The 23,430-nt window shown below is 57.8% G+C and carries 20 protein-coding genes; 9 read left to right on the top strand and 11 right to left on the bottom strand.

The genetic code is table 11. From position 1 onward, the window contains the following. The first annotated feature begins 199 nt into the window (after positions 1-199). Entirely contained in the window at positions 200-703 is a 504-nt protein-coding gene (locus tag BM395_RS11860) for an RrF2 family transcriptional regulator (protein WP_069900229.1), read from the top strand. Between the two features lie 18 nt (positions 704-721). Here BM395_RS11860 and BM395_RS11855 read toward each other — a convergent pair whose 3' ends face one another. Beyond that, positions 722-1,066, bottom strand: coding sequence for a hypothetical protein (locus BM395_RS11855; RefSeq protein WP_090512073.1), 345 nt, complete (start codon positions 1,064-1,066; stop codon positions 722-724). Between the two features lie 253 nt (positions 1,067-1,319). On the opposite strand from BM395_RS11855, the gene BM395_RS11850 reads away from it, so the two are divergent. Beyond that, the gene (locus BM395_RS11850) at positions 1,320-1,928 is read left to right on the top strand and encodes a hypothetical protein (protein WP_090512070.1); all 609 of its coding nucleotides are present in this window, start codon (positions 1,320-1,322) and stop codon (positions 1,926-1,928) included. Between the two features lie 9 nt (positions 1,929-1,937). Here BM395_RS11850 and BM395_RS11845 read toward each other — a convergent pair whose 3' ends face one another. The 3 genes from BM395_RS11845 to metH all read right to left on the bottom strand — a co-directional run bounded on the left by BM395_RS11845 (position 1,938) and on the right by metH (position 9,739). Further along, positions 1,938-4,265 (bottom strand): ATP-dependent DNA helicase, encoded by a 2,328-nt coding sequence (locus BM395_RS11845; RefSeq protein WP_425287606.1) that lies wholly within the window; start codon positions 4,263-4,265, stop codon positions 1,938-1,940. Beyond that, entirely contained in the window at positions 4,250-5,914 is a 1,665-nt protein-coding gene (locus BM395_RS11840) for a VRR-NUC domain-containing protein (RefSeq protein WP_090512068.1), read from the bottom strand. The genes BM395_RS11845 and BM395_RS11840 overlap by 16 nt, the downstream gene beginning before the upstream one ends. 126 nt (positions 5,915-6,040) lie before the next feature. Further along, positions 6,041-9,739 carry a methionine synthase gene (metH, locus tag BM395_RS11835; protein ID WP_170860588.1) on the bottom strand — a complete coding sequence of 1,233 codons (3,699 nt, stop codon included), beginning with the start codon at positions 9,737-9,739 and terminating at the stop codon, positions 6,041-6,043. Positions 9,740-9,906: 167 nt separating this feature from the next. On the opposite strand from metH, the gene BM395_RS11830 reads away from it, so the two are divergent. Continuing rightward, positions 9,907-12,189 carry a fatty acid cis/trans isomerase gene (locus BM395_RS11830; protein WP_090512064.1) on the top strand — a complete coding sequence of 761 codons (2,283 nt, stop codon included), beginning with the start codon at positions 9,907-9,909 and terminating at the stop codon, positions 12,187-12,189. 198 nt (positions 12,190-12,387) lie between these two features. Here BM395_RS11830 and BM395_RS11825 read toward each other — a convergent pair whose 3' ends face one another. After that, complete coding sequence (locus BM395_RS11825; RefSeq protein WP_090512061.1) at positions 12,388-13,122, bottom strand: DUF1223 domain-containing protein; 735 nt, start codon at positions 13,120-13,122, stop codon at positions 12,388-12,390. A gap of 144 nt (positions 13,123-13,266) precedes the next feature. On the opposite strand from BM395_RS11825, the gene nfuA reads away from it, so the two are divergent. Beyond that, on the top strand, positions 13,267-13,851 hold the full coding sequence (gene nfuA / locus BM395_RS11820) for a Fe-S biogenesis protein NfuA (RefSeq protein ID WP_069900234.1): 585 nt from the start codon (positions 13,267-13,269) through the stop codon (positions 13,849-13,851). Between the two features lie 96 nt (positions 13,852-13,947). On the opposite strand, the gene BM395_RS11815 is transcribed toward nfuA, so the two are convergent. Beyond that, entirely contained in the window at positions 13,948-15,714 is a 1,767-nt protein-coding gene (locus tag BM395_RS11815) for a sensor domain-containing diguanylate cyclase (RefSeq protein WP_244528980.1), read from the bottom strand. A 188-nt stretch (positions 15,715-15,902) separates the two neighbouring features. Here BM395_RS11815 and BM395_RS11810 point away from each other — a divergent pair, with 188 nt between their 5' ends. Further along, positions 15,903-16,364, top strand: coding sequence for a GNAT family N-acetyltransferase (locus BM395_RS11810; RefSeq protein WP_090512058.1), 462 nt, complete (start codon positions 15,903-15,905; stop codon positions 16,362-16,364). A 9-nt stretch (positions 16,365-16,373) separates the two neighbouring features. Here BM395_RS11810 and BM395_RS11805 read toward each other — a convergent pair whose 3' ends face one another. The 5 genes from BM395_RS11805 to BM395_RS11785 form a co-directional block, all read right to left on the bottom strand. Beyond that, positions 16,374-17,552 (bottom strand): MFS transporter, encoded by a 1,179-nt coding sequence (locus BM395_RS11805; protein ID WP_090512055.1) that lies wholly within the window; start codon positions 17,550-17,552, stop codon positions 16,374-16,376. Between the two features lie 61 nt (positions 17,553-17,613). Then, positions 17,614-17,844, bottom strand: coding sequence for a DUF1272 domain-containing protein (locus BM395_RS11800; RefSeq protein ID WP_090512052.1), 231 nt, complete (start codon positions 17,842-17,844; stop codon positions 17,614-17,616). Positions 17,845-17,877: 33 nt separating this feature from the next. Beyond that, positions 17,878-18,894: a GlxA family transcriptional regulator gene (locus BM395_RS11795; RefSeq protein ID WP_090512049.1), complete on the bottom strand. Its 1,017-nt coding sequence runs from the start codon at positions 18,892-18,894 to the stop codon at positions 17,878-17,880. Between the two features lie 174 nt (positions 18,895-19,068). Then, positions 19,069-19,338, bottom strand: coding sequence for a hypothetical protein (locus tag BM395_RS11790; RefSeq protein WP_069900240.1), 270 nt, complete (start codon positions 19,336-19,338; stop codon positions 19,069-19,071). A 231-nt stretch (positions 19,339-19,569) separates the two neighbouring features. Further along, on the bottom strand, positions 19,570-20,652 hold the full coding sequence (locus BM395_RS11785) for a patatin-like phospholipase domain-containing protein (RefSeq protein ID WP_090512046.1): 1,083 nt from the start codon (positions 20,650-20,652) through the stop codon (positions 19,570-19,572). Between the two features lie 174 nt (positions 20,653-20,826). On the opposite strand from BM395_RS11785, the gene BM395_RS11780 reads away from it, so the two are divergent. From BM395_RS11780 to BM395_RS11765, 4 genes are read left to right on the top strand one after another with little or no spacing between them, the layout of a single operon-like run. Continuing rightward, entirely contained in the window at positions 20,827-21,138 is a 312-nt protein-coding gene (locus tag BM395_RS11780) for a PepSY domain-containing protein (RefSeq protein ID WP_069900389.1), read from the top strand. Next, a complete protein-coding gene (locus tag BM395_RS11775) occupies positions 21,135-21,440 on the top strand; it encodes a PepSY domain-containing protein (protein WP_090512043.1) in 306 nt (101 codons plus the stop codon). The genes BM395_RS11780 and BM395_RS11775 overlap by 4 nt, the downstream gene beginning before the upstream one ends. Next, positions 21,441-22,109: a response regulator transcription factor gene (locus BM395_RS11770; protein WP_090512039.1), complete on the top strand. Its 669-nt coding sequence runs from the start codon at positions 21,441-21,443 to the stop codon at positions 22,107-22,109. Next, positions 22,106-23,428 carry an ATP-binding protein gene (locus BM395_RS11765; protein ID WP_090512036.1) on the top strand — a complete coding sequence of 441 codons (1,323 nt, stop codon included), beginning with the start codon at positions 22,106-22,108 and terminating at the stop codon, positions 23,426-23,428. The genes BM395_RS11770 and BM395_RS11765 overlap by 4 nt, the downstream gene beginning before the upstream one ends. The last annotated feature ends 2 nt before the right edge of the window (positions 23,429-23,430 follow it).

Below are 23,430 nucleotides of genomic sequence, written 5' to 3'. Positions count from 1 at the left end.
GGGTGGTAATGCTGATAGGCCAACGTGTGCTGCGTCGCCAATAACTACGACTATATCGGTCGTAGTTATTTCATGTAAATATTTCTCTGATGAGCGGTATGAGGATTTTTCTGGCTATTTTGTCAGTTCTTATGCGATTTTCTTGCAGATATAAGGTTGTGGATTGATAATAGTACGATTGAAATAGTCGGAGATTAACGTGGCTTTATACAGCGCAGGTGTTGAGTACGGGTTGCATTGCCTGTTATTTCTGGTGGATGACAAAGGCGATACGCGTGACTCCAGCGTGCGCACGCTTGCCGAGCTGCAAGGCGTGCCGCAGGAGTTATTAGCCAAAGTGTTCACCAAGCTCGCCAAAGCCAATCTGGTCGTGGCGACAGAAGGGGTGCGCGGTGGATTCAGCCTGGCTCGACCGGCAGATGAAATAACCGTGCTGGATGTGGTGAGGGCGGTGGACGGCGCTAAGTCGATCTTTGAATGCCGCGAAGTCAGAGGCCGTTGCGCCGTGTTCGATGGCAACACGCCAGACTGGGCGTTAGAAGGGACGTGCTCGATTCATGCAGTGATGCTCACTGCGCAGAAGCGCATGGAAGATGCATTGGCCCAGCAAACCCTGCTTGATCTGTCGCGGCGGGTATCGCGCAAGTTGCCCGCGCAATTCAACGAGCAAGTTATACGCTGGATCGATGCGAAGCGCGGTTGAGTTGAATCCGTAACGGGTTCAACTGGCGTGCAGATGTTTACCCAGCAGCATGGCGCGCATGTCGCCTTTACAGCGCAGGCTGATAGTCAGCAGGTAAGCGGATAAGAACAATCCGCCGCCAAAAAATGCGCAAAGCCCCAGCATCAGGCCTACAGGCGAGAACTTATTGCGCCAGGCCACCCAAAGGGCGGAAAGGAACAGCAGGCACATGAAATCGAAGTTGAACTGGCCGGGCCAGGTCAGCGCTGCCATGTCGCCGAAAAATATCGGCATAAAGTCTGAACCGTGTTTCTGCGTGACTACTGCGGCGTAGCCGAAAATGGACACGAAAATCAGCACGAGTAAACCGCGAAAAGCTGCCATTTGAATATCCTGAGCCAAGGTTATAGCGTCGTAGTCTAGCTAATCAGGGTACGTTTTAAACTTATACAAAGCACGATTAGCGCCTGAGTCGGGTGGGCTGAACAATTTTATCCGGTGATTGCATACGTCCGCCGCCGCGCCCAAGTAGTCTCGCCTTTGCCCGGGCAATTTCTACGAAAATCCAACCTACATGCAGTCTGCGATTGGTCTAATCTTCCCGCAAATGAAGCGTTTACGCGACTAAGGGGAAGTCATGCTGAAGTTCATCAAGACCACAGCATTGGGTGGTTTGTTGTTTATTCTGCCGCTGCTGTTAATCGGCTTATTGATCGAGAAAGCCATTCATTTATTACAGGGGCCGATTCACAAGCTACTGCCGGTATTCGAGCAGCACGCGGTTGCCGGTATCACCCTGTTCACCCTTGCAGCGTGTTTGGTGCTGGTATTGATCTGTTTTCTGGCAGGGTTGCTGGCCACAACCGATATGGCCAAAAACTGGCTGCAATCGATTGAAGATCACTTGCTGGAAAAAATCCCTGGCTACCGGCTGATCCAGGACACGTTGGTGCGTTTCGCCGGCATTGAAGATGCGGGCGCTGCACAGGTTGCACTGCTGGTTGAGGGGGACGGCTGGCAGTTTTGTCTGGTGCTGGAGTCTGACGAATATTGGTCTTCGGTGTTCATTCCGGACGGCGGGCCGGCGGGTTGTTCGGCTGGTGCGGTGCGGGTTATGCCGACGTCTGAATTGCGTATTACCGATGTACCGTGGATCAAGGTCTTGGCGTGTTTACGTCACAACGGTGCTGGCGGCCTGGAGCTGGCCAAACCGTATCTGGCTGACGTTCAGCCTGTTGCAGGCTAAGTGCCCGTGCTAGTCATCCGCAGATAGCGGTGTAACAGGCAACAGCATTAGCGGGGCAGGCTTGGGTGGCAGACGATGACGTTGCACCTGCCACCAGGTCGGTAACAGTTTGCGAATGGCCGGTTGATTGAAACGGTCATCAATCAAATAGACCACGCCGGTGTCTTGTTGGGTCCGGATCACCCGGCCAGCGGCCTGCACGACCTTTTGCATGCCGGGGTACAGGTAGGTGTAGTCAAACCCCCGGCCGAACATGGATTCCATGCGGTCACGAATCTGCTCATTGATCGGGTTGATCTGCGGTTGGCCAAGTGTGGCAATGAATGCCCCGATCAGCCGGTCGCCTGGCAAATCAATCCCTTCACCAAATGCGCCGCCCAGTACGGCAAAGCCAATGCCCTGGCTGCTGTGGGTGAAGCGGTCGAGAAATCCCTGTCGTTCGAATTCGTCCATCTTGCGCGACTGTTGCCACACGGGAATGTCCGGGTGCGCCGACTTGAGTGCGCGCACGGCATGTTGCAGGTAGTCGTAGCTGCTGAAAAACGCCATGTAATTGCCGGGGCGCTGATTGAACTGGGTCGCGATCAGCTGGGCAATTGGTGCCAATGAACTGGGCCGGTGCGCGTAGCGGGTGCTGAGGTTACTGATGGCCTGAACCTGCAATTGCTCGGCAAGAAACGGCGACTCAACGTCTATCCAGGGTGTTTCAGCGGGCAAACCGAGCAGGTCTGCATAGTAATTGGCCGGGCTGAGTGTGGCCGAGAACAGGGTGCTGCTGTGTGCGGCTGAAAAACGTGGCGCCAGGAAAGGCGCCGGGACGATGTTGCGAATGCACAGGGTCGATACGCCCTTGCTTTCGTCGCGGCTGATGTCGAACAACGAGTGCGGGCCGAATGCTTCGGCCAAGCGGCAGAACAGCATGGCGTCAAGGTAGAACTCGAGCAGTTGGCCGTCGTTGCCGGTGGGGTTGGCGGTGAGGTGATCGGTGAGTGAACTGACGGCTTTTTGCAGGGCCATCAGGAATAACTCAGGTGCCAGCGGATACACCTGATAGGCCTGCTCCTGATCATCATGCAGTTGCTGCCAGTGCCGCGCTACCCGCGCCAACGGGCCTTTCAATGACGGCGGCGCTGTACGGCGCAGCAGGTTGAAGTGGCCCTGATCCAGCTCGGCGGTGTACATGCCGCGCGCGCGTTCAATCAGGTTGTGCGCCTCGTCAATCAGCAGCGTTACCCGCCATTCATTGAGCAGTGTCAGGTGATGCAGCAGGCCGCCCATGTCGAAGTAATAGTTGTAATCGCCGACCACCACGTCCGCCCAGCGGCATAATTCCTGACTCAGGTAATAGGGGCATATCTGGTGCGCTCGCGCCACTTCCCACACGCGCTGCTGATTGAGCCATTGGCCATCCAGAGCGGCCTTGCGCGCCGCAGGCAGGCGATCATAAAAGCCTTTAGCCAGCGGGCAGGATTCACCATGGCAGGATTTATCCGGATGCTCGCAGGCTTTGTCGCGGGCGACATGCTCAAGCACACGCAAGGGCATGTCGGTCTGTTGGCTGCGCAATGTTTCCAGCGCATCCAGGGCCAGGCGGCGGCCCGGAGTTTTCGCAGTGAGAAAGAACAGCCGGTCGATATTTTTCTCGGCGAATGCCTTGAGCTGCGGGAACAGCGTGCCCAGGGTTTTACCGATGCCGGTGGTGGCTTGCGCCATGAGCGCGTGGCCGTCACGTGCGGCGCGATACACGGACTCGGCAAGCTGGCGCTGGCCTGCGCGAAATTGCGCATGCGGGAATTTCAGCTCCTGCAAGGCCTTGTCGCGTTCAATGCGGTGCGCCGCCTCGTATTCGGCCCAGACAATAAAGCGCCGGCACTGCAACTCAAAGAAGTCGCGCAGTTCCTCACGGCTGCAATGCAGGTGAAACGCGGTTTCGTGCTGGGTGAGCACGTTGTAATACACCACCGCGATATTGATCGACTCGAAGCCGCGCTCCTGACACAACAGCCAGGCATAAACCTTGGCTTGCGCCCAGTGCAGCAGGCGATGGTTTTCCGGTATACGGCTGATATCGCCGCGGTGCGTCTTGATCTCTTCGAGGCGATGTTCTTCCGGGTCATAGCCATCAGCGCGGCCGCGCACGCGCAGGCCGGGATACTCGCCGCTCAGCGGCAATTCCGCCTGATAATAAGCCCCACGACGGGCAACGACGACGGCGTGGCCGGTCATGCCTTCCTGCGCGGTGGGCGAGGGCGTGAAACGCAGGTCGAGATCACCTTCCTTGGCGGTGAACTCGCACAGCGCGCGCACGGCGACCTGATATGTCACGCAGCGGCCCATTGCACATAACAGACATCCACCGGCATGCCATGCTCACTGCAAAAGCTCAGCCAGCGGATTTGGTTGTCCTGCAAGCGATCACCCGGCCCTTTGACTTCGATCATCCGGTAACGCCGCTCCTTGGGCCAGAACTGAATGAGATCAGGCATGCCCGCGCGATTGGCTTTAATGTCTTGCAGCATGCGCCTGAACCACGCGCGAAGGTGTTCGGTCGGCAGGCACAGCAGAGCGTTTGTGAGCAGTGCTTGATCGAGAAGCCCCCAGAACACGAAAGGCGACTGGGTGTTGAGCTTATCGGCGAAGGTGCGCTGAATTTTCTCGATGTAAGCATCGGAGTCCAGCAGGCCAATGGACTCATCGAACAGCGCCTGGCGCCGTGTATAGAAGTCCGGGCTGTGCAGATCAACCGGCGCACTGTGGAATGGATGAAAGAATGCGCCACTGACTGGCGCAAACACCGCTTCCCAGCAGAGCAGCCCGAACAGGCTGCTGATGAGCCCGTTCTCCACATAGAAAACTGGCGCATCCGCGCTGCTGAAGTGCTCAAGTACAGCGGTTTCGACACTGCCTGAGTCAGGCTTGGGCAGAGTCAGGTCGATCCGGTTGACCGGCGCAGTCGTGGGCTTGCAGGCTTTGGGCAGGCCGAGTTGGCGGTTGAGGCGGGTGAGAATGCGTTCGACGTTCTGCGCCTCGGCGGCGGACTCCGGCGCGGCGCTGGCGAGCAAGGCAAGCTCATGTGCCGCCGCTCTTTGCTCCAGGCGCTCAAGTACGCGGATATGGCGCAACCGTGCGCCTGGATAGTGGCACTGGCGATACACAGCCAGCGCGCCAGCCCAGTCGCTTTCGCGTTCCAGTTGCTGCGCCAGCCGGTAACTGAGCTTGTCGCGGCGGGCCAGCAAAAAGGCATTGTCGTACGGCTGCTGGTGAATCAATGCCAGTACTTCAGCCACAGGCAGGCCGGCATCGAACTGCTCGCGGCAATGGCTCAGGTGCAGATACGCATCGACATCGCTGCGCTGGCGGAACGCCCGTGAGTCTGGCGTCAGCTCAACGGGCTCGTAGCGGAATATACCCAGATCGGCGAGCACGAACTCGGTCCAGTCCTGATGCAGATTGCCGAAGAACATCAGGCGGAAGCGGTCGCACATCTCACTGATGGTCAGGCTGAAAACGGCATCGGCAAGTGTCGGGCACCAGTTTTTGAACGGGCTGGAATGCGGGTAATTGGCCTGCAGATATTCGAGCAGTTCGGTTTTTGCGGCTGTTTTGCGGCAGGGGCCGGTATCGAGGTGTTGGAAGATTTCATCTTTGCGCAGCAGATTGCTCAGCGTGTCGATGTCCATCTCTGCAGCATCAGTGATCCAGCCTTTGGCCAGCAATGGACGGGCGGCTGCGAGCGTGTCGCCGATTTCGTTGTAGTTAAGTTTACTGGCGCGAAAGTGCTCGCCCTTGCGCATGATCATCCGCACCAGCAGCGCTTGTGCGGCCAGTGGCTGATCAAAGAAGTCGTCTATGAACTCGCTTTCAGCCGTGAGCAGCAGATCAGCGTAGCGCGTCTGCAGCCAGTTCAGGGCTTGGTGGAAGTTCGACAGGTAATAGAATTCGGGGTCGAGCGTGGGGCGCATGAGATTGCCAGGTACTGTTTGCATATACAGATATCAGGCCCGGCGCATCACTGCAATCTGAAGTTGATAAACGGCCGCTGCAGAACAGCGGCCGTGGCCTGCGCTGTCGGCCATATTGCGGGCTGACAGCGCATCACTTCTCAGCGGGTCTTAGTTGTCATAACCAAGGTTCGGCGCTAACCAGCGCTCGGTTACGGCCAGATCCTGCTGCTTGCGTGCGGTGTAGCTGTCGACTTGGTCTTTGTCGATTTTGCCGACAGCAAAGTACTGCGCCTGTGGGTGGGCGAAGTACCAGCCACTGACCGAAGCGGCCGGGAACATCGCATAATGTTCGGTGAGGAACACGCCGCTTTGCTGGTTATCGTTGAGCAGGTCGAACAGGGTGCCTTTCTCGGTGTGATCCGGGCACGCCGGATAGCCAGGAGCAGGGCGGATGCCTTTATAGGCTTCTTTGATCAGGTCTTCGTTGCTCAACTGCTCTTCCGGGTCATAGCCCCAGTAGTTCGTGCGCACTTGCTGGTGCAGCCACTCGGCGCAAGCCTCGGCGAGGCGGTCTGCGAGTGCCTTGACCATGATCGAGTTGTAGTCGTCGCCCGCGTCCTGATAAGCCTTGGCCACTTCTTCGGCGCCGATACCGGCGGTGGTAATGAACCCGCCAATGTAGTCGGTAACGCCAGATTCTTTTGGCGCGACAAAGTCTGCCAGTGACATGTTTGGCTTGCCGTCGGGCTTGATGGTCTGCTGGCGCAGGTGATGCAGTTTGGCTAATGGCTGGCCGTCATCGCCATACAGTTCAAGGTCGTCATCGGCCACCTGATTGGCTGGCCAGAAGCCAAGCACGGCGCGAGCGCTGATGAGTTTCTCGTCGATCAGTTTCTTGAGCATTTCCTGGGCATCGGCAAACAGCGTGGTCGCGGCTTCGCCCACCACTTCATCGGTGAGGATGCGCGGGTATTTACCGGCCAGATCCCACGAGATGAAGAACGGCGTCCAGTCGATGAATTCAGCCAATACCGACAGGTCGATGTCTTCAAGTACCTTGACCCCGGTGAAGGTCGGCACGGTTGGCTGGTAGCTGGCCCAGTCGAACTGCGGTTTCTTGGCCACGGCCTCGCTGTAGCTCAAACGCTCGGTGCGCGCACTGCGATTGGCGGTGCGCTCACGCACAATGGCGTAGTCGTCGCGGGTGTTCTGGACGAACGCGGCTTTTAACTCCTTGGACAACAACTGAGTGGCCACACCCACTGCGCGCGAGGCGTCGGTGACGTAAACCACGGCGTCGTTCTGATACTTCGGCTCGATCTTCACCGCGGTGTGCGCTTTGGAGGTGGTTGCGCCGCCGATCATCAACGGCAGGGTAAAGCCCTGGCGCTGCATTTCACGGGCAACGTGGACCATTTCGTCGAGCGACGGCGTGATCAAGCCGGACAAACCGATAATGTCGCACTTCTCGGCAATCGCGGTTTGCAGGATTTTCTCGGCCGGCACCATCACGCCCAAATCGACAATGTCGTAGCCGTTACAGCCGAGGACCACGCCGACAATGTTCTTGCCGATGTCGTGCACGTCGCCTTTAACCGTGGCCATCAGAATCTTGCCCTTGGCTTCTGGCTTGTCGCCTTTTTCCGCTTCGATGAACGGGATCAGGTGCGCAACGGCCTGCTTCATTACACGGGCCGACTTAACCACCTGTGGCAGGAACATTTTGCCCGAGCCGAACAGATCGCCGACGATGTTCATGCCGCTCATCAGCGGGCCTTCGATGACTTCGATCGGGCGCGCACACTGCTGGCGGAATTCTTCGGTGTCTTCGACGATGAACGCGGTGATGCCTTTTACCAGTGCGTGCTCAAGGCGCTGTTGCACAGCAAAGCTACGCCACTCTTCGGTCTCGGCCTCTTTTACGCTGCCATCACCTTTATATTGGTCGGCCAGCGCCAGCAGAGCGTCGGTGCCGTTGGCGGTGCGGTTGAGCACAACGTCTTCAACAGCGTCGCGCAGCTCTTTCGGGATCTGATCGTAGATCTCCAACTGGCCAGCGTTGACGATACCCATGGTCAGGCCATTCTGGATCGCGTAGAACAGGAACACCGAGTGAATGGCTTCACGCACCGGGTTGTTGCCACGGAAGGAGAACGACACGTTGGACACGCCGCCCGACGTCAGCGCGTAGGGCAGGTTGTCGCGGATATAAGCGCAGGCGTTGATGAAGTCGACCGCGTAGTTGTTGTGCTCTTCGATGCCGGTGGCAATGGCGAAGATGTTCGGGTCGAAGATGATGTCTTCCGGCGGGAAGCCGACTTCATCAACCAGAATATCGTAGGAGCGTTTGCAGATTTCTTCCTTGCGCGCCTGCGTATCAGCCTGGCCGTCTTCGTCGAAGGCCATTACCACAACTGCGGCGCCATAGCGTTTGCACAGCTTGGCGTGCTGCTTGAACTGCTCAACGCCTTCTTTCATCGAGATCGAGTTAACGATGCCCTTGCCCTGAATACACTTGAGGCCAGCTTCGATAACGTCCCATTTCGACGAGTCGATCATGATCGGCACGCGCGAGATATCCGGCTCGCCGGCAATCAGATTGAGGAAGGTGACCATCGCCTTCTTCGAATCGAGCATGCCTTCGTCCATGTTGATATCAATCACCTGAGCCCCGGCTTCAACCTGTTGCAGGGCAACTTCGAGGGCTTCGGTGTAGTTATCTTCACGGATCAGGCGGGCAAACTTGGCCGAACCGGTGATGTTGGTGCGCTCACCGACGTTAACGAACAGCGAGTTACGGTCGATGGTGAACGGCTCAAGGCCCGACAGGCGACAGGCCTTAGGGATGTCCGGCAGCGGGCGCGGCGGGTACTTGCTCACCGCCTCAGCAATGGCCTGAATGTGGCCTGGCGTGGTACCGCAGCAGCCACCAACAATATTCAGGAAACCCGCCGCAGCGAATTCTTCAACCACTGCCGCCATTTCAGCCGGGGTCTCATCGTACTCACCGAAGGCGTTCGGCAGGCCCGCGTTGGGGTGCGCCGAAACGTGGGTTTCAGCCTTATTGGATAGCTCTTCGAGGTAGGGGCGCAGGTCTTTTGCACCGAGTGCGCAGTTAAGGCCGACAGAAATGGGTTTGGCGTGGCGCACCGAGTTCCAGAACGCTTCCGTGGTCTGGCCCGAAAGTGTGCGGCCAGAGGCGTCGGTGATGGTGCCTGAGATCATGATCGGCAGCTCAATGCTCATCTGCTCGAACACTTCCTGCACGGCAAAAATGGCCGCCTTGGCGTTGAGTGTGTCGAAGATAGTTTCGATCAGGATCATGTCCGCGCCGCCTTCAATCAGCGCGCGGGTGGCTTCCACGTAGTTTTCGACCAACTCGTCGAAGGTGACGTTACGGTAACCGGGATTGTTGACGTCCGGTGAAATCGAGCAGGTGCGGCTGGTTGGGCCGAGTACGCCGGCAACGAAACGCGGACGATCCGGCGTCTCAAGGGTCTTGGCATCAGCTACCTGCCTGGCCAGACGCGCCCCTTCAAAATTCAGTTCATACACCAGCTCTTCCATGCCGTAATCGGCCTGGGAGACGCGGGTGGCGTTAAAGGTGTTGGTTTCCAGAATGTCGGCGCCGGCATCCAGATACGCTTTCTCGATAGCACCGATCACATCCGGGCGGCTGAGGATCAACAGGTCATTGTTGCCCTTAACATCCTGCCCCCAATCGGCAAAACGCTCACCGCGATAATCCTCTTCCTCGAGCTTGTAGCTCTGGATCATGGTGCCCATGCCACCATCAAGAACCAGAATGCGTTCTTGCAGCGCAAGCTTGAGAGCGTTAATGCGGGCGTTGGAATCAGACAAGGACATCGAGAGCTACCTGAGAAAAGCCAAAACAAAAGAGGCGCCATGATAGCAAAGTTGCGCCGATTTACAGCGCAATGACTTTTGCATGAATTCTGCTCATGTTGGCGAATTGGCCCTCGCGCCTTATAAGGCGCTAGAATCGGTGCGTCCGCTATTCAAGGAAAAGAAATATGCAGGCTCGCACACTGCTTAGTGCTTGTTTATCGTTCATCAGCCCGTTACTGGCGGCGCAGACGATCTCCTACACCGAAGACATCCAACCGATTTTCACCCACAGCTGTGTGGCCTGCCACGCCTGTTACGACTCACCCTGCCAGCTCAACTTGGGCAGCGGCGAAGGGGCCGAACGCGGCGCCAACAAGGTGCCGGTTTATGATGGCGGGCGAAAGAAGGCCGAGCCGACCAGTCGTCTGTTTTATGACGCTCATAGCGTTGCCGAATGGCGTGATCGCGATTTCTTTTCAGTGCTGGACAAGAACGGCAGTCAAGCCGCGCTCATGTCGCGCATGCTCGAACTCGGGCATGCCAAGCCTCTGCAGGCCAACAGTAAGCTGCCGGACGACCTCGATATCAGTATCGAACGCAAGAATCAGTGTCCGGCTCCGGGCGATTTCGCTGATTTTGCCACCAAGTTTCCCGGCGTTGGCATGCCGTTCGCCGTTACCGGCTTGAGCGATGCCGACTACAAAACCCTGCAGGCGTGGTTGGAGGCAGGGGCGCCAGTAGATCAACAACCCCTAAAGGCCAGCGCAGCCGAGCAGCAGCAGGCCGAGCAGTGGGAAGCGTTCTTGAATGCCGAGGGAGACCGCGAGCAACTGGTCTCGCGCTGGCTGTATGAACACACCTATCTGGCGCACCTGTATTTCAACGGTGCTGAGGGCGGTCATTTCTTCCAGTTGGTGCGTTCACGCACGCCGAGCGGTCAGCCGATCGACATTATCGCGACCCGCCGACCCAATGACGACCCTGGCACCAAGGTGTATTACCGCTTGGCGGTGGTGCAGGACGTTATCGTGCACAAGACACACATAACCCTGAGCCTGAATCCGCAGAAGCTGGCGCGGGTTAAAGAGCAGTTTCTCGGCGGTGACTGGAAGGTCACTAACATGCCAGGCTATGGTGGGCTGCACCGCTCCAACCCATTTGACACCTTTGCTGATCTTCCGGCCGATGCGCGTTACCAGTTCATGCTCGACAACGCTGAATATTTCGTGCGCACATTCATCCGTGGCCCGGTTTGTCGCGGGCAGATTGCCACTGATGTGATTCGCGATAATTTCTGGGTGGTGTTCCAGGACCCGCAACACGACTTGTACATCACCGACCAGGAGTATCGCGAGCAGGCTACGCCATTGCTGGCATTGCCGGGGCAGTTCGATAACATCGGCGACATGGCAGGTCTGTGGCGCAATTACCTGGCCAAGCGCAATGAATATGAAGAACTGCGACTGGACAGCTACGCCGATGCACCGAATCCTAGTTGGGCGCATATCTGGGCCGGCAACGAGAATGCCTTGCTCAGCGTATTCCGCCAGCACAACAGCGCATCGGTGCGCAAAGGCCTGATAGGCGAGGTGCCGCAAACGCTGTGGTGGATGGACTATCCGCTGCTTGAGCGGACCTATTACCAACTGGTGGTCAATTTTGACGTGTATGGCAACGTCTCGCATCAAGCACAGACCCGCCTGTACTTCGACCTGATCCGCAACGGCGCTGAACAGAACTTTCTGCGTTTGATGCCGGCGGACAACCGTGAAGCCATCCTTCACGACTGGTACCAGAACAGCGGCAAGATCAAGTTGTGGCTTGATTATGAAGGCATCGATACCGATACCCTGACCGCACTCAATCTGGATCCTGCCAAGCCTAAAGCCGACTTTGTGAGCCAGTTGCTGACGCGTTATGACAGCCTCAACGCTAGCCCCGACCCGATTAACCGGTGCGACGGTGCGCATTGCTCGCGGCCGGATGTTTCTGCTGAATTCCAGTGGGCAGAACAGGCCTTGTCACGGCTGACCAACAAGCCTGCGGCGGCACTGAAGGTCATTGATCAGTTGCCCGAGGCGAGCATGATCCGTGTCGAACAAGCCGACGGCCAGCGCGTGGTTTACAGCCTGCTGCGCAACCGTAGGCACAGCAACGTCGCCTTCATGCTGGGCGAAGAGCTGCGCTATCAGGAAGGCTTGGACACGCTGACCGTTTATCCGGGTGTCTTGAGCAGTTATCCGAACTTCATTTTCAACGTCAAGGCGAGCGATGTACCGGTGTTTGTCAGCGCTCTGGAACATGTGAAAACCCAGCAAGAGTTCGAGAAAAACGTGGTTAAACAGTGGGGAATACGCCGCACCAATCCGCACTTCTGGGATTACTTCCACGACCTCACGGCCTACATCAGAGAGACCCAGCCGAAAGAGGCCGGGGTGCTTGATATGAACAGGTACAAGAACTTGTAGGAGCAGGGCGCGGGGCTGGTTGAATTCAGTGGGAGAATTCAACCAGCTCTGTACGATTCATTGGCAACGGCGTGATGGTGAAGGGCGCTTATTTGAGCGTCAGATCAATCTAGAGCAGATCGCGCGCAATGGTTAGTGCGCTATGACGGAAGCCGCGTTGCGGATTCCATCCTCCGGCTCAATTGCAACCAAGCATATTTACCTTTTAATCCAGCCGGCCACTGCCTGATAAGGCTGCAACTGCCCTGGCTGATTGATCCACGCAACAATCGCCTGACGCTTACCTTGCTCATTGGGGTACAAGCGTGTCGACCAGTTCAGCGGCTGTTTGGCCGCCACCTGCTGCAGCGACAACACAACAAAATCATGGTGCAGTAGTTTGCCGGCGTTCTCGCCGCGAACCACTTTGCTGTCGAGATCAAAGCCCAGGCGCGCGACATACGCGATCATGTCTTTTGGTGCGGCGGCTTGCGGTTTAAACGACAACTCGACGTTATCTTTATCCAGCTTCAGATCCAGCACCCCAACAGCCTGGCCTTTTGTGGCAGGCAGGGACTTGTTCTCGAACCAGCCACGCCACTCCTGTCCGGCGAGCATGAAGCCTGGCGTGTAAACCGCACGGGCACTGCCGATTTGCGCATAACCGCGCTGGCGCGCGCTGTACGCTGGATTGGCGAAGCGGTCTGCCCAGCCGAGCTGATCCCAGTAATCGACATGGAACGCCAGCGGTATAAAATCGCGCCACAGTCCCGGCTCATCAACCAGCTGACTCAGCCACGCCTCTGCTGGCGGGCATGAGCTACAGCCTTCAGAGGTGTAGACTTCAAGCAGCGCAGTGCTGGTTTCGCCGCTGCTGTAATGCACCGCGGCAGCAGAATAGGCGGCTGAACCCATGGCCAGCACTGCTAGCAGCGACGAAAGGGCCTTTTTCATACACGTTTTCTCGAATTGGATATCCGGTTGATAGAGAGCGTGCCCCCGCGATTGTTACACTGAAATTAACCTGACTTTTTTACTCGGGCTTTATCCCGCAAGGCAGGTTGGCGTACACTGGATGCATGTTTGTGAGGAGTTGCCATGAGCACTATTACTATTACTGATGCGGCACACGATTATCTGGCTGACCTGCTGAGCAAGCAGAGCACTGACGGCATAGGTATTCGGGTGTTTATTACCCAACCGGGTACGCAATACGCCGAAACCTGCATTGCCTATTGCAAGCCGGGCGAGCAAAAGCCTGAAGACACTGCAATTGGCCTGGCCTCGTTCACTGCGTGGATCGACGCTGTCAGCGAGCCATTTCTGGAAGATGCCGTGGTTGATTACGCCACGGATCGTATGGGCGGCCAGCTAACCATCAAGGCACCAAATGCCAAGGTGCCGATGGTTAACGAAGACAGCCCGCTCAACGAGCGCATCAACTATTACCTGCAAACCGAGATCAACCCGGGGCTTGCCAGCCACGGCGGTCAGGTCAGCCTGATTGACGTCGTTGACGAAGGCATCGCGGTTCTGCAGTTCGGTGGCGGCTGCCAGGGCTGTGGTCAAGCTGACCTGACGCTCAAAGAAGGCATCGAGAAAACCCTGCTGGAGCGTATCCCCGAGCTTAAAGGTGTGCGTGACGTGACCGACCACAGCAACAAGGAAAATGCTTACTACTAACAGTAAGCAGGCTTCGTTGATGTGCAAAAGGCGCCCCTTGAGGCGCCTTTTTTGTTGAAGCGGGCAGCTGCGGTCTGCTGCGCAAACAGCTATGGGTTAGTCGTAGCACTCAATACGGTCACGGCCATTGCGCTTGGCGCGATACAGCGCGATATCGCTGCGCGACAGCGAAACTTCGACTTTATCGTCTGACGGTGTGATCGCTGCGATACCGACACTTACGGTTATGTGAATCGCTTGCCCGTCGTGGATCAGAGGTGCGCTTTTCAGCTCCTCTTGCAGGCGCTCGGCGAACTTGGCGGCTTTTGGGGTATCGGCATTGCTGAGCACCACAGCAAACTCTTCCCCGCCAAGCCTGCCAGCTGTGTCCGAGATACGCAGTTGGGCGCGCAGCAGTTTGGCGAAATGGCGCAACACCTGATCGCCCACGGTATGGCCCCACTGATCGTTGATCTTTTTGAAGTGATCCAGGTCCAGCATCAGCAGGGCGGCGCCGTGCTCGGCTTTGCGTTGCACGTTGTTGAGCTCGGCTTCCAGCTGCACCAGAAACCAACGCCGGTTTGAAAGCTGGGTGAGTGAGTCGGTGGTGGCAAAGACCTGCAGTTCAGCCTCGATGCTCTTGTGAGGGCTGATATCGGCAATGAACCCGTGCCACAGCACGCTGCCGTCCGGCATTTGCTTGGGCCGTGCATCGCCTTGGCGCCAGCCCACCCCGCGGCCGGGAATCAGCACGCGGTATTCATAGTGCCAAGGCGTGAGATCTCGCGTGGTGCTGTCGAAGGAGTGCAGGTATCCCGCCAGATCCTGTGGGTGAATCGTGCTGCGCAAGGCGTGCGGATCGCTCAGCAGTTGTTCAGGGGTTATACCGAACAGCTCGTAGCTACCCGCGCTGACGTAGGTAAACCGCAGGTCGCCGTCGGCGCTGCGTTGAAACTGGAATGCCATTCCCGGAATTTCATCGGTGAGATCCGTGAGCAGATTGGCAGTTTTACGCGACTGGTCACTCAGCTCTCGTTTCGAAGTGATGTCGGTCGTTGTGCCGACCATGCGCAGTGATTCACCTGCCGCATTACGTTCGACCACCTTGCCACGGCTGCATACCCACTTGTAGCTGCCATCTTTGCAGCGTATCCGGTGCTCAACTTCGTACTCACCGGTGCGATGTTGCAGGTGATCGGCTATGGTCGCTTTAACATAGGCCAGGTCATCCGGGTGCACGCGGGTGTAGCTTTCTTCGATGCGGTTGCCGATTTCATGGTCGGCATAGCCGAGCAATGCTTTCCAGCCGCTCGAATAGTAAATCTCGCCGCTGAGCACATTGCGGTCCCAAACACCGGTTCCGCTGCCGGAAATGGCCAGCGCCATGCGCCGCTCACTGTCGCGCAGCGCCTCAAGTTCCTGCGCTTGGCGGGCGGTTTGCGCTTCTTGCTCAAGAAACTGCGCCGCAAAGCGGGCGACGACCAGCAGGCTGGCATGTTGCGCCGCATCCAGAACACAAGGCTCGTCGTGCAGCAAACACAGGACCCCGAGTAACTCACCTTCAACCGCACGCAGCGGGCAGGCCGCAATGAATCTCAGCGAAGGTGACTCGGCGAGCGCTGCACGGTTTATACGGGCATCAGACTGCGCATCTGTAACGGTTAAAATGCTGTCGGTGGTGTTCAGGGAGGAGGTCAGGCTATTGAGCAGCAAAGCAGTGCTGACAGGGGCTCCGTCGAGCGCGCGGGATATCAGTTGGGCGCCTTTGCCCACCGATATCAGTGCGGACTTAAGCCCGAGCTGTTGGCGAAGAAGACGGACCATACTGCTTAGCGGGTCATCGTTGGCGCTATCGAGCACCGCAAAATCACTCAGTGACTGCATTTACACTCTACTTCACCGAACAGAATTAGCCGGCGGACTTTACGCGGGGTGGTAAGCCTATAGTCTAACTATAGTGGCCCTGTGCTGTCATAGCCCGCAATCAATAATATCAAGTTCCTGCACGGCCTATACAACGATCACTCAGGCAGGGCTTTTAAAGCAGGAACCGACATGTGTAAGGCGTACCGATGATTGAGATGGACTGGCTTGTCAGTCATATGCAGCACAGCGATCGACTGGCGCAGTGGTTGTATGAGCAATTCAGCTATGAATATGCCGGGCAGAGCCTGAACGAGTGGCAGGCCGAGTTTGCCGATGGCCAGATCAATGGCGACTGGCTGACCCTGATTGCCCATGAGCACGGGCAGTTGCTGGGCAGCGCTGCATTGGCGACGAATGATTTGCAGCAGCGTGCAGATCTCGGGCCGTGGTTGGCGTGTGTTTATGTGGCGCCCCATGCGCGCGGGCGTGGCCTGGCGGCAGAGTTGGTGGCAAGGATTTGTGCAACAGCGCAAGCGCAAGGCGTTGAGCGCTTGTATCTGCACACCCACGACCGCCGAGACTACTACGCTGCGCGCGGATGGACGGCGCTGGAAAGTTTTCAGGCCTGGGGTTCGAGCCATTGCTTGATGGCCCGTGACCTCAGGTGATGGTTGGGTTTATGAGCCCGACAGCTGCGCTTTGCCGCCGCGAACCGGCCAGAGCATCATCAGTGCAAGGATAATCAGCGGCAGCATCCCGATATTCACCGCCCCCCAGCCAAGGCTGTTTATCAGTGCGCCCGAGGCGAATGAGGCGAGGGCGGCGACACTGCCATTGCTCAGCTCCATCAAGCCTTGGGCATGGCCACGTTCATGGGCTGCGTAGCCTTGTGCGAGCAATGTAGTGCCCGCGACCAGCATCAGGTTCCAGCCGACGCCCAGCAGTACTGAGCTGATCATAAAGTACGCTTGGCCAATCCCGCTGAAACCGATGCCGGCACTGGCTAACAGAATCAGCGCGCCGAGCACCGCCACCGTCAGGCTGCCAAGTTTGTCGACCAAAGGGCCGGCAAAAAAAGCGGGCAGGAACATGCCAAGCAAATGCCACTGAATTACCTGTGTGCTTTGCTCGATTGCAAATCCACACATCTGCATGGCCAGTGGCGTTGCGTTCATGACCAAAATCATTAAGCCGTGGGCGACTGCGGTCGTGGTTATCGCCGCCCGAACTATGGGCCGCGTGAGCAGCTCGCGCATGGCGCCAAAGCCGCCTGGCGCGGGGGCAATGAGGCCACCGCCCGCCAGCTGCGAGAGAATCAGCCCTGCGCCTGCCGCCAGCACTGCAACCAGCAGGTAGGCGCCGACAAAGGGTGCGCTGATGAGGGTTTTAGACAACTGCATCAGGCTCGGTGCAATCAGGGCGGCGACCACGCCACCGGCAATGACGTAAGCTGTGGCACGGCCTTTTTCTGACTCACTCACAGCTTCCAGCGCGGCAAACCGATAAAACATTGAAGACGCCTGATACGCACCAGTTGGCAATGCGCCTAAGCACAGCAAGCTGAAATCCCCCAGCCATACACCCAGTGCGCTGATCAAGCCGCCAACTACACCGCAGGCGGCGCCCAGCATGAAGCCTGCGCGCCGGCCCCTGCGTTGCATGAACACCGATAACGGCTGTACAGCCAGTAAGTTTCCGAGCACCAATAACGCCAGCGGCAGGGTCGCGAGGATATTCAGCGGTGCCAGCTGCAGGCCGATCAGCGCAGTCAGGGTAATCCCGACCATCGCGCAACTCCAATACAGGGCCTGGCAAATAAACAGGCGCAGCACAGTGCGGTTTTCAAGGAGTAACATGGGTCTCAACCTTAGATTTAATCGTATTGATGCGGGCTGTTTTGCACCGGTAATCGGCACGTCATTTGGTAGCGTGGACGCGTGTGGTCGAGGCCGGAAAGCGCTGGGTTTTCTCGCTTGGGCGGCGCGGGCGACGCACCAGTTCACCGGCGCAGTTTGGGCATTTGCCGTTGAGCGTGGTCTGCGCACAATGCGCGCAGAACGTGCACTCAAACGAGCAGATCAGCGCGTTGTCGGCATCGAATGGCAGGTCGCAATCGCAGCATTCACAGTTAGGGCGCAGTTCGAGCATATTGGCTCCGGGTACGGTCGGTTAAGTTGCTGATTAATGGCTGGCCAGTTGGCGCGCACCAAAGCGCTCGGCGTACTCTTGCGGGCTCACTGCCAGGTGCTTGTGAAAGCTGCGGCGCAGGTTTTCCGGGTGGCCGAATCCTGCGAGCCGCGCGACGGTGCTGATTGATACATGGCCGGCGCCAAGCAGATTGCGCGCAGACTCGACCCGCACTTGCTCAACATAACGACCAGGGCCGACGCCAAACTCCTGGACAAACAGGCGCGACAGCGTGCGCGGGCTCATGTGCGCCTGCTCGGCAAGTGTCTCGAGTGAAAGGTCGGCGTTGAGGTTGTGCGGTATCCATTCAAGCAAGGCAGCAAGGCGTGGCACCCGGCTGGGCTCGGGCGTTAACAGGGCGCTGAACTGGCTCTGGCCACCGGGCCTGCGCAAGAACATCACCAGCCGTCTTGCCACAGCCAATGCCATTTGCCGGCCCAGATCGGCTTCGATCAAAGCCAGTGCAAGATCAATCCCGGCGGTAACGCCCGCCGATGTAAACAGGTGCGCTGAGCCGTTGAGGTCTTGCGGGTCGTAGGTATGCAGTTGGTCCGCGCTAACTTCGACTTGCGGATAGCGGCTGCGCAAGGTGTCGATATCGGCCCAGTGCGTGGTTGCTTTGCAGCCATCGAGTAATCCGGCTGCGGCCAGGATCAATGCGCCCGAGCAGACAGAGCCAAGCCTGCGGATGTGCGGCTCGCCGTCCGCAAGCCAATTGAGCAACTGCAGGTTGGCACATTGCGCTGTCTCGCCAATTCCACCTGGTATCAGCAGTGTGTCCACTGAATTTGGCGGTGTGTCTGCCAACGCTTGATCGGCGACGATAGCAAAGCCGGCCGAGGTGGCTACCGGGCCAGGGGTTTGCGCCAATACGGTGATGCGGTAATACGCCGGCAAACCCTGACGCTGGCGCTCTACGTTGGCGGAGGCAAAGACTTGCAGCGGCCCGGTAACGTCGAGGCTCATGACGTCCGGATAGATCAGGCAGGCGATTGTTTTGAGCGAGTTCATTGGCAACCCCGAATGAGTGTTGGCAACAGTTTGCGCTCAGAGAGAGGCTGGCAACAAGGTCAATAAACCCACAGATATTGCCAAGTACAGCGAATGAACGAGGGAAGGTGGAGCAGGGCGCGTGTGCGTTCAGGCACGCGCCCTTGTTGGCTTATAGCCACTTACAGCGCGGTATTACTCCGGCATACTCCACGGGGCTAGCGTATAACCCTGACGGCTGAGTTCTTCGCGTGAGGCGATCAGTGCCTGAGCCAATTGGGCCGGGTCACTGTAAGTCAGGCTCGACAGCTGGGTGCGGTTGAGTGCACGGGTGCTGGTGCGGTCGATAACAGTGAGCGAGATCGCGTCAGTGCCATTTTGTGGTGACCAGGCCACGCATTGAAAAGGTTGAAAAGCGCGGTCGGCAATCAGCAGAGCTTCGTTGAAACGCAGTGGAGCATTCATGGGTCGGTTCTCCGAGTAAATCCCAGTATTCCTAACGGTCAAGCGGTGCAGCGCGCCACATTGACCAGTTATAGGTGTTGATGACTTGAGTTGACCAAGAAGTCACATACGGGTTCGGAAAAATCCTGAGAATTCAATAAAAAAGTGAAATGAATTGATCCAGCGCAATAAAACAGGTGTTTTAAGGGAGTTTCTAGCTAATCACACCATGGGTTTCACTGGCTGGACCGTTCAATTCAGGGGTGTTATCTGCTCCGCGAGCTTGCCTGTTTCCACCAATTCGAGGAACTCATCGCCCAGCCGCTGGCTCTCGCTCATGGCTTTGCGCCAGTAGCGTTCACGTCCCATGTCGTCGCCCAAGAACCGTTTGAAGTCTTTGCGGTCCGGCAACTTGGTAAACGGCAGGCTGGCCAGATACGTCTGCGACGGCGCAAGGAGCAATACATCCTGCATGCGCGACGCATCGGCACGCCGCCACGGCATGGTCTTGTCGAACCAGCCGGGAATCACCCGGTCAGTGAAGTGCGGATACAACACGATGTCTTCGCCCTGAAAAGGCAGGTCAAGGTGATAGTCGAGCAAGCCGCCATCACGATAGGTCCCGGCGCCAGCGCCCGGAATGTCGCGCACGCCTTCCATCACCAGAGGAATCGAGCCGGAGGCCAGCAAGGCATGGCGCAGGTTGTCGATATCCAGTGGCAGGTAGCGCGACGGGAAATCGGTCAGTGGCAGCAGCGGCGGCGGCAAGCGGGCGTCGTGCATGATCAGTCGCTCGAAATGGCGCGACAGTCGTGCACGGCCGAGCATGTTGTTGCCGATCACCGCGCCCAGCCCCAACCCGAGTGAGCGCGGCTGATCCAGCGCGAGCAGGCCATGGCTTTTGACTACGAGGATATTCAGTCGGTAATTGGGGTTGTCGAGTACCGCTTGATCCTGACCGTCGAACAACTCATCGAGCATCTGCCGGCAACTGGCGGACACTTGCGCCATGGTCACGCCTTTGGCGAAACGCTGCGAGGTGTATAGCTCGCCAAGCCTGCGAATGCCTTGTGCGGAATCCGGCAGGCAGGCGCTGGCAAATCGCCAGGAACCGATCGAGGCGCCGATCAGCGAGCGTTGGCGGGGCGCACGTTGCAGCCAGTCGCCGAACAGGGCCAGATCCAGCCCTTGAATGCCTAGTGCTTTGGGGCCGCCCGCCGCACCCGGAATAATGCCGACATCGGCAGGTTGCAGCCCTTGCTGGCGAATTTTGTGCAAGGCGCGATGACCTGCCTTGAGGGTCAATGCCCGGGATTTGATATGAATGGCGCTCATGCGTGTCCTCCAGCCGATGGGCGATTATAGAGCGCAGAGCGAGCAGGCCAAGTGACTTCAGCCGGTGAATGGCCGCTTACAAGCCAGCTTACTGATGATCCGGCTATTTTCAGCTTCAATTAAGTCAATGCCCATAGTGTTGTTTCGAAGCTAAACGAATATATGGGTATCAATATGAAAAGTCTTATTGCAGTCATGGTGGTCGCGCTGGTTCTGGCCGTCGCCGGCATGGCTCAGGCACGCGTACTGAGTGCCGGTGAGACCCAGCATTTACTCGAGACCGGCACCATTCGCCCGCTGGAGCAATTGCATCAGGCGGTGCAAGACCAGTTGCCGGGTGCGCGAATTGGCCGGGGCAGCGTCGAGGAAGCCTATGGCAAATATCGCTACAAGGTTGAAGTTAAGGATGAAAAGGGTGTTGGCTGGGCTCTGACGCTGGACGCCACGGATGCACAATTGATTGACCAAGTGCCGGACGCCTCATGAAGTCCGTTGTCTTGTGCAGTGCATTAGTCGTGTTGACGTTGGCCATGAGCGCACACGCCAAAGACCTGGATCAGGACGAAGCCCTCAGGCTGCGCCGTGAAGGTGTCATAATGCCGCTTGAACAGTTGATGCAACCCGCATTGCAGCGTTATCCGATGGCGACGCTATTGGGTGCAGAGCTTGAGGACGAGCATGGTGTACTGGTCTACGAAGTCGAGTTGTTGACGCAGGAAGGTGTAGTGCGCGAACTGGATCTGGATGCCCATAACGGGCAAATCCTGAAGGATGAGGAAGACGACTGAATGCGTTTGCTATTGGTTGAAGATCATGTGCCGTTGGCCGACGAGTTGGTCGCCAGCCTGAGCCGGCAAGGCTATGCAGTTGATTGGCTGGCGGATGGCCGTGATGCCGCGAGCCAGGGCGCGGTTGAACCCTATGATCTGGTTATTCTCGACCTCGGCCTACCCGGCAAACCGGGGCTTGAGGTATTGCAGGAGTGGCGTGCCGCAGGTTTGAGCATGCCGGTGCTGGTGCTGACTGCGCGCGGCTCATGGTCAGAGCGCATCGAAGGCCTCAAGGCTGGCGCCGACGACTACATGAGTAAACCTTTCCACCCGGAAGAGCTGCAATTACGCATTCAGTCATTGCTGCGCCGTGCACATGGGCTGGCCAATCAATCGCACATCGAAGCCGCCGGCCTGCGCCTTGATGAGAGCCGCCAATGCGTGCACCGGGGCGACGATGAAGTCGATCTGACCGCTGCCGAGTTCCGCCTGTTGCGCTATTTCATGCTGCATCCGGGGCGAATTCTGTCGAAGAGCCACCTTGCCGATCATCTCTACGACGGCGAGAGTGAGCGGGACTCCAACGTGATCGAGGTTCACGTCAATCACCTGCGCCGTAAGTTGGGCCGCGATGCCATCGAGACGCGACGTGGCCAAGGCTATCGGTTCACAGGTGATATGGCTTGAAGTCGATCCAACGCCAGTTAAGTATCGGCCTGATCGCCATGTTGCTGGTCGTCGGCCTGCTGCTGGCCCAGACCAGTGTGTGGCTGTTTGATAAAAGCCTGCGCAGCTACCTGCAATCCGGCCTCGAAGATGAGGCGCAAACCCTCTTGCTGGCGCTGGTGCGCGGCCCGGAAGGAATACTGCTCGACTCAACCCGACTCAGCGCTTCCTACCAGCGGCCATACTCTGGCCATTACTTTCGCATTGATGCGCCAGGGCAAACTTGGCGTTCTCGCTCACTGTGGGACAGCGAACTGAAGCCCTCCAGTACCCCCGGTTTACAGCAGGCATTGGGCGACGGCCCGCAAGCGCAAAAACTGTTGACCTATCGCGGCGATTATCAGCGCTTCGGCAAGCCCCTTTCTATTTACGTGGCCGAGGACTACACGCCGGTTCTGAAAAGCGTCAGGCGTGTTCAGCAGATCGGTTTGGCGATGGGCATTGCCGCGCTGTTCGTGCTGTTGTTGCTGCAGCGCTGGCTGGTGCACCGCGCGTTGCGGCCACTTGAACAGACCCGCAAGCAGATCGCCCAATTGCAGCAAGGGCAACGCGCCGAGTTGGATAACGAGGTGCCGGAAGAACTGCTGCCGCTGGTAGGCCAGATCAATCACCTGTTAGCCCATACCGAAGAAACCCTCAAACGTTCGCGCAACGCGCTGGGCAATCTCGGCCACGCCATGAAAACCCCGCTGGCGGTGCTGTTCAGTCTGGCTTCGCGTGAGGAGCTGGTGCAGTTACCCGAGATTCGCAAGAACCTTGAAGATCAGCTCGAGCAGATAGAGCAGCGCATGGGCCGGGAGTTGGGTCGTGCGCGGTTAGCTGGTGATGTATTGCCGGGTGCTTATTTCGACTGTGATCGCGAATTGCCAAGCCTGGTTTCGACACTGGCGATGATTCACCGGCGCGATATCAATCTGCAGTGGCACGCCAAACCGGGTTTGCGGCTGGCGCGTGATCGCGAAGACGTGCTGGAGCTGCTGGGTAACTTGCTCGACAACGCCTGCAAGTGGGCCAACAGTCAGGTTGAACTGCGCATTGAGACTACGGCGCAGGGCTATTGCATTTGGGTCGATGATGACGGCCCCGGAATTGCTGAAGAGAAACGCAGTGAGGTGCTTAGCCGCGGCATTCGGCTGGATGAACAAGTCAGCGGCCACGGCCTTGGGCTGGGCATTGTGCGCGATATTGTCGAGGCCTGGGGCGGGAGCATTGAGCTTGAGCAAAGTGATCTCGGCGGTTTGCGCGTGCAGATCACGCTGCCAATTCGTCCGCATATTTAATA

The sequence above is a fragment of the Pseudomonas marincola genome (assembly GCF_900116605.1).
GTDB classification, from domain to species: domain Bacteria; phylum Pseudomonadota; class Gammaproteobacteria; order Pseudomonadales; family Pseudomonadaceae; genus Aquipseudomonas; species Aquipseudomonas marincola.
The sequence above is the reverse complement of the archived record's forward strand: the minus strand, read 5'-3'. Positions and strand labels throughout refer to the sequence as shown.

Excerpts from the sequence above, each read along its gene's own strand:
- BM395_RS11855 (WP_090512073.1), bottom strand. The coding sequence starts at position 1,066 with ATGGCAGCTTTTCGCGGTTTACTCGTGCTGATTTTCGTGTCCATTTTC.
- BM395_RS11850 (WP_090512070.1), top strand. The coding sequence starts at position 1,320 with ATGCTGAAGTTCATCAAGACCACAGCATTGGGTGGTTTGTTGTTTATT.
- BM395_RS11845 (WP_425287606.1), bottom strand. The coding sequence starts at position 4,265 with ATGGGCCGCTGCGTGACATATCAGGTCGCCGTGCGCGCGCTGTGCGAG.
- BM395_RS11840 (WP_090512068.1), bottom strand. The coding sequence starts at position 5,914 with ATGCAAACAGTACCTGGCAATCTCATGCGCCCCACGCTCGACCCCGAA.
- metH (WP_170860588.1), bottom strand. The coding sequence starts at position 9,739 with ATGTCCTTGTCTGATTCCAACGCCCGCATTAACGCTCTCAAGCTTGCG.
- BM395_RS11830 (WP_090512064.1), top strand. The coding sequence starts at position 9,907 with ATGCAGGCTCGCACACTGCTTAGTGCTTGTTTATCGTTCATCAGCCCG.
- BM395_RS11825 (WP_090512061.1), bottom strand. The coding sequence starts at position 13,122 with ATGAAAAAGGCCCTTTCGTCGCTGCTAGCAGTGCTGGCCATGGGTTCA.
- nfuA (WP_069900234.1), top strand. The coding sequence starts at position 13,267 with ATGAGCACTATTACTATTACTGATGCGGCACACGATTATCTGGCTGAC.
- BM395_RS11815 (WP_244528980.1), bottom strand. The coding sequence starts at position 15,714 with ATGCAGTCACTGAGTGATTTTGCGGTGCTCGATAGCGCCAACGATGAC.
- BM395_RS11810 (WP_090512058.1), top strand. The coding sequence starts at position 15,903 with ATGATTGAGATGGACTGGCTTGTCAGTCATATGCAGCACAGCGATCGA.
- BM395_RS11805 (WP_090512055.1), bottom strand. The coding sequence starts at position 17,552 with ATGTTACTCCTTGAAAACCGCACTGTGCTGCGCCTGTTTATTTGCCAG.
- BM395_RS11800 (WP_090512052.1), bottom strand. The coding sequence starts at position 17,844 with ATGCTCGAACTGCGCCCTAACTGTGAATGCTGCGATTGCGACCTGCCA.
- BM395_RS11795 (WP_090512049.1), bottom strand. The coding sequence starts at position 18,894 with ATGAACTCGCTCAAAACAATCGCCTGCCTGATCTATCCGGACGTCATG.
- BM395_RS11790 (WP_069900240.1), bottom strand. The coding sequence starts at position 19,338 with ATGAATGCTCCACTGCGTTTCAACGAAGCTCTGCTGATTGCCGACCGC.
- BM395_RS11785 (WP_090512046.1), bottom strand. The coding sequence starts at position 20,652 with ATGAGCGCCATTCATATCAAATCCCGGGCATTGACCCTCAAGGCAGGT.
- BM395_RS11780 (WP_069900389.1), top strand. The coding sequence starts at position 20,827 with ATGAAAAGTCTTATTGCAGTCATGGTGGTCGCGCTGGTTCTGGCCGTC.
- BM395_RS11775 (WP_090512043.1), top strand. The coding sequence starts at position 21,135 with ATGAAGTCCGTTGTCTTGTGCAGTGCATTAGTCGTGTTGACGTTGGCC.
- BM395_RS11770 (WP_090512039.1), top strand. The coding sequence starts at position 21,441 with ATGCGTTTGCTATTGGTTGAAGATCATGTGCCGTTGGCCGACGAGTTG.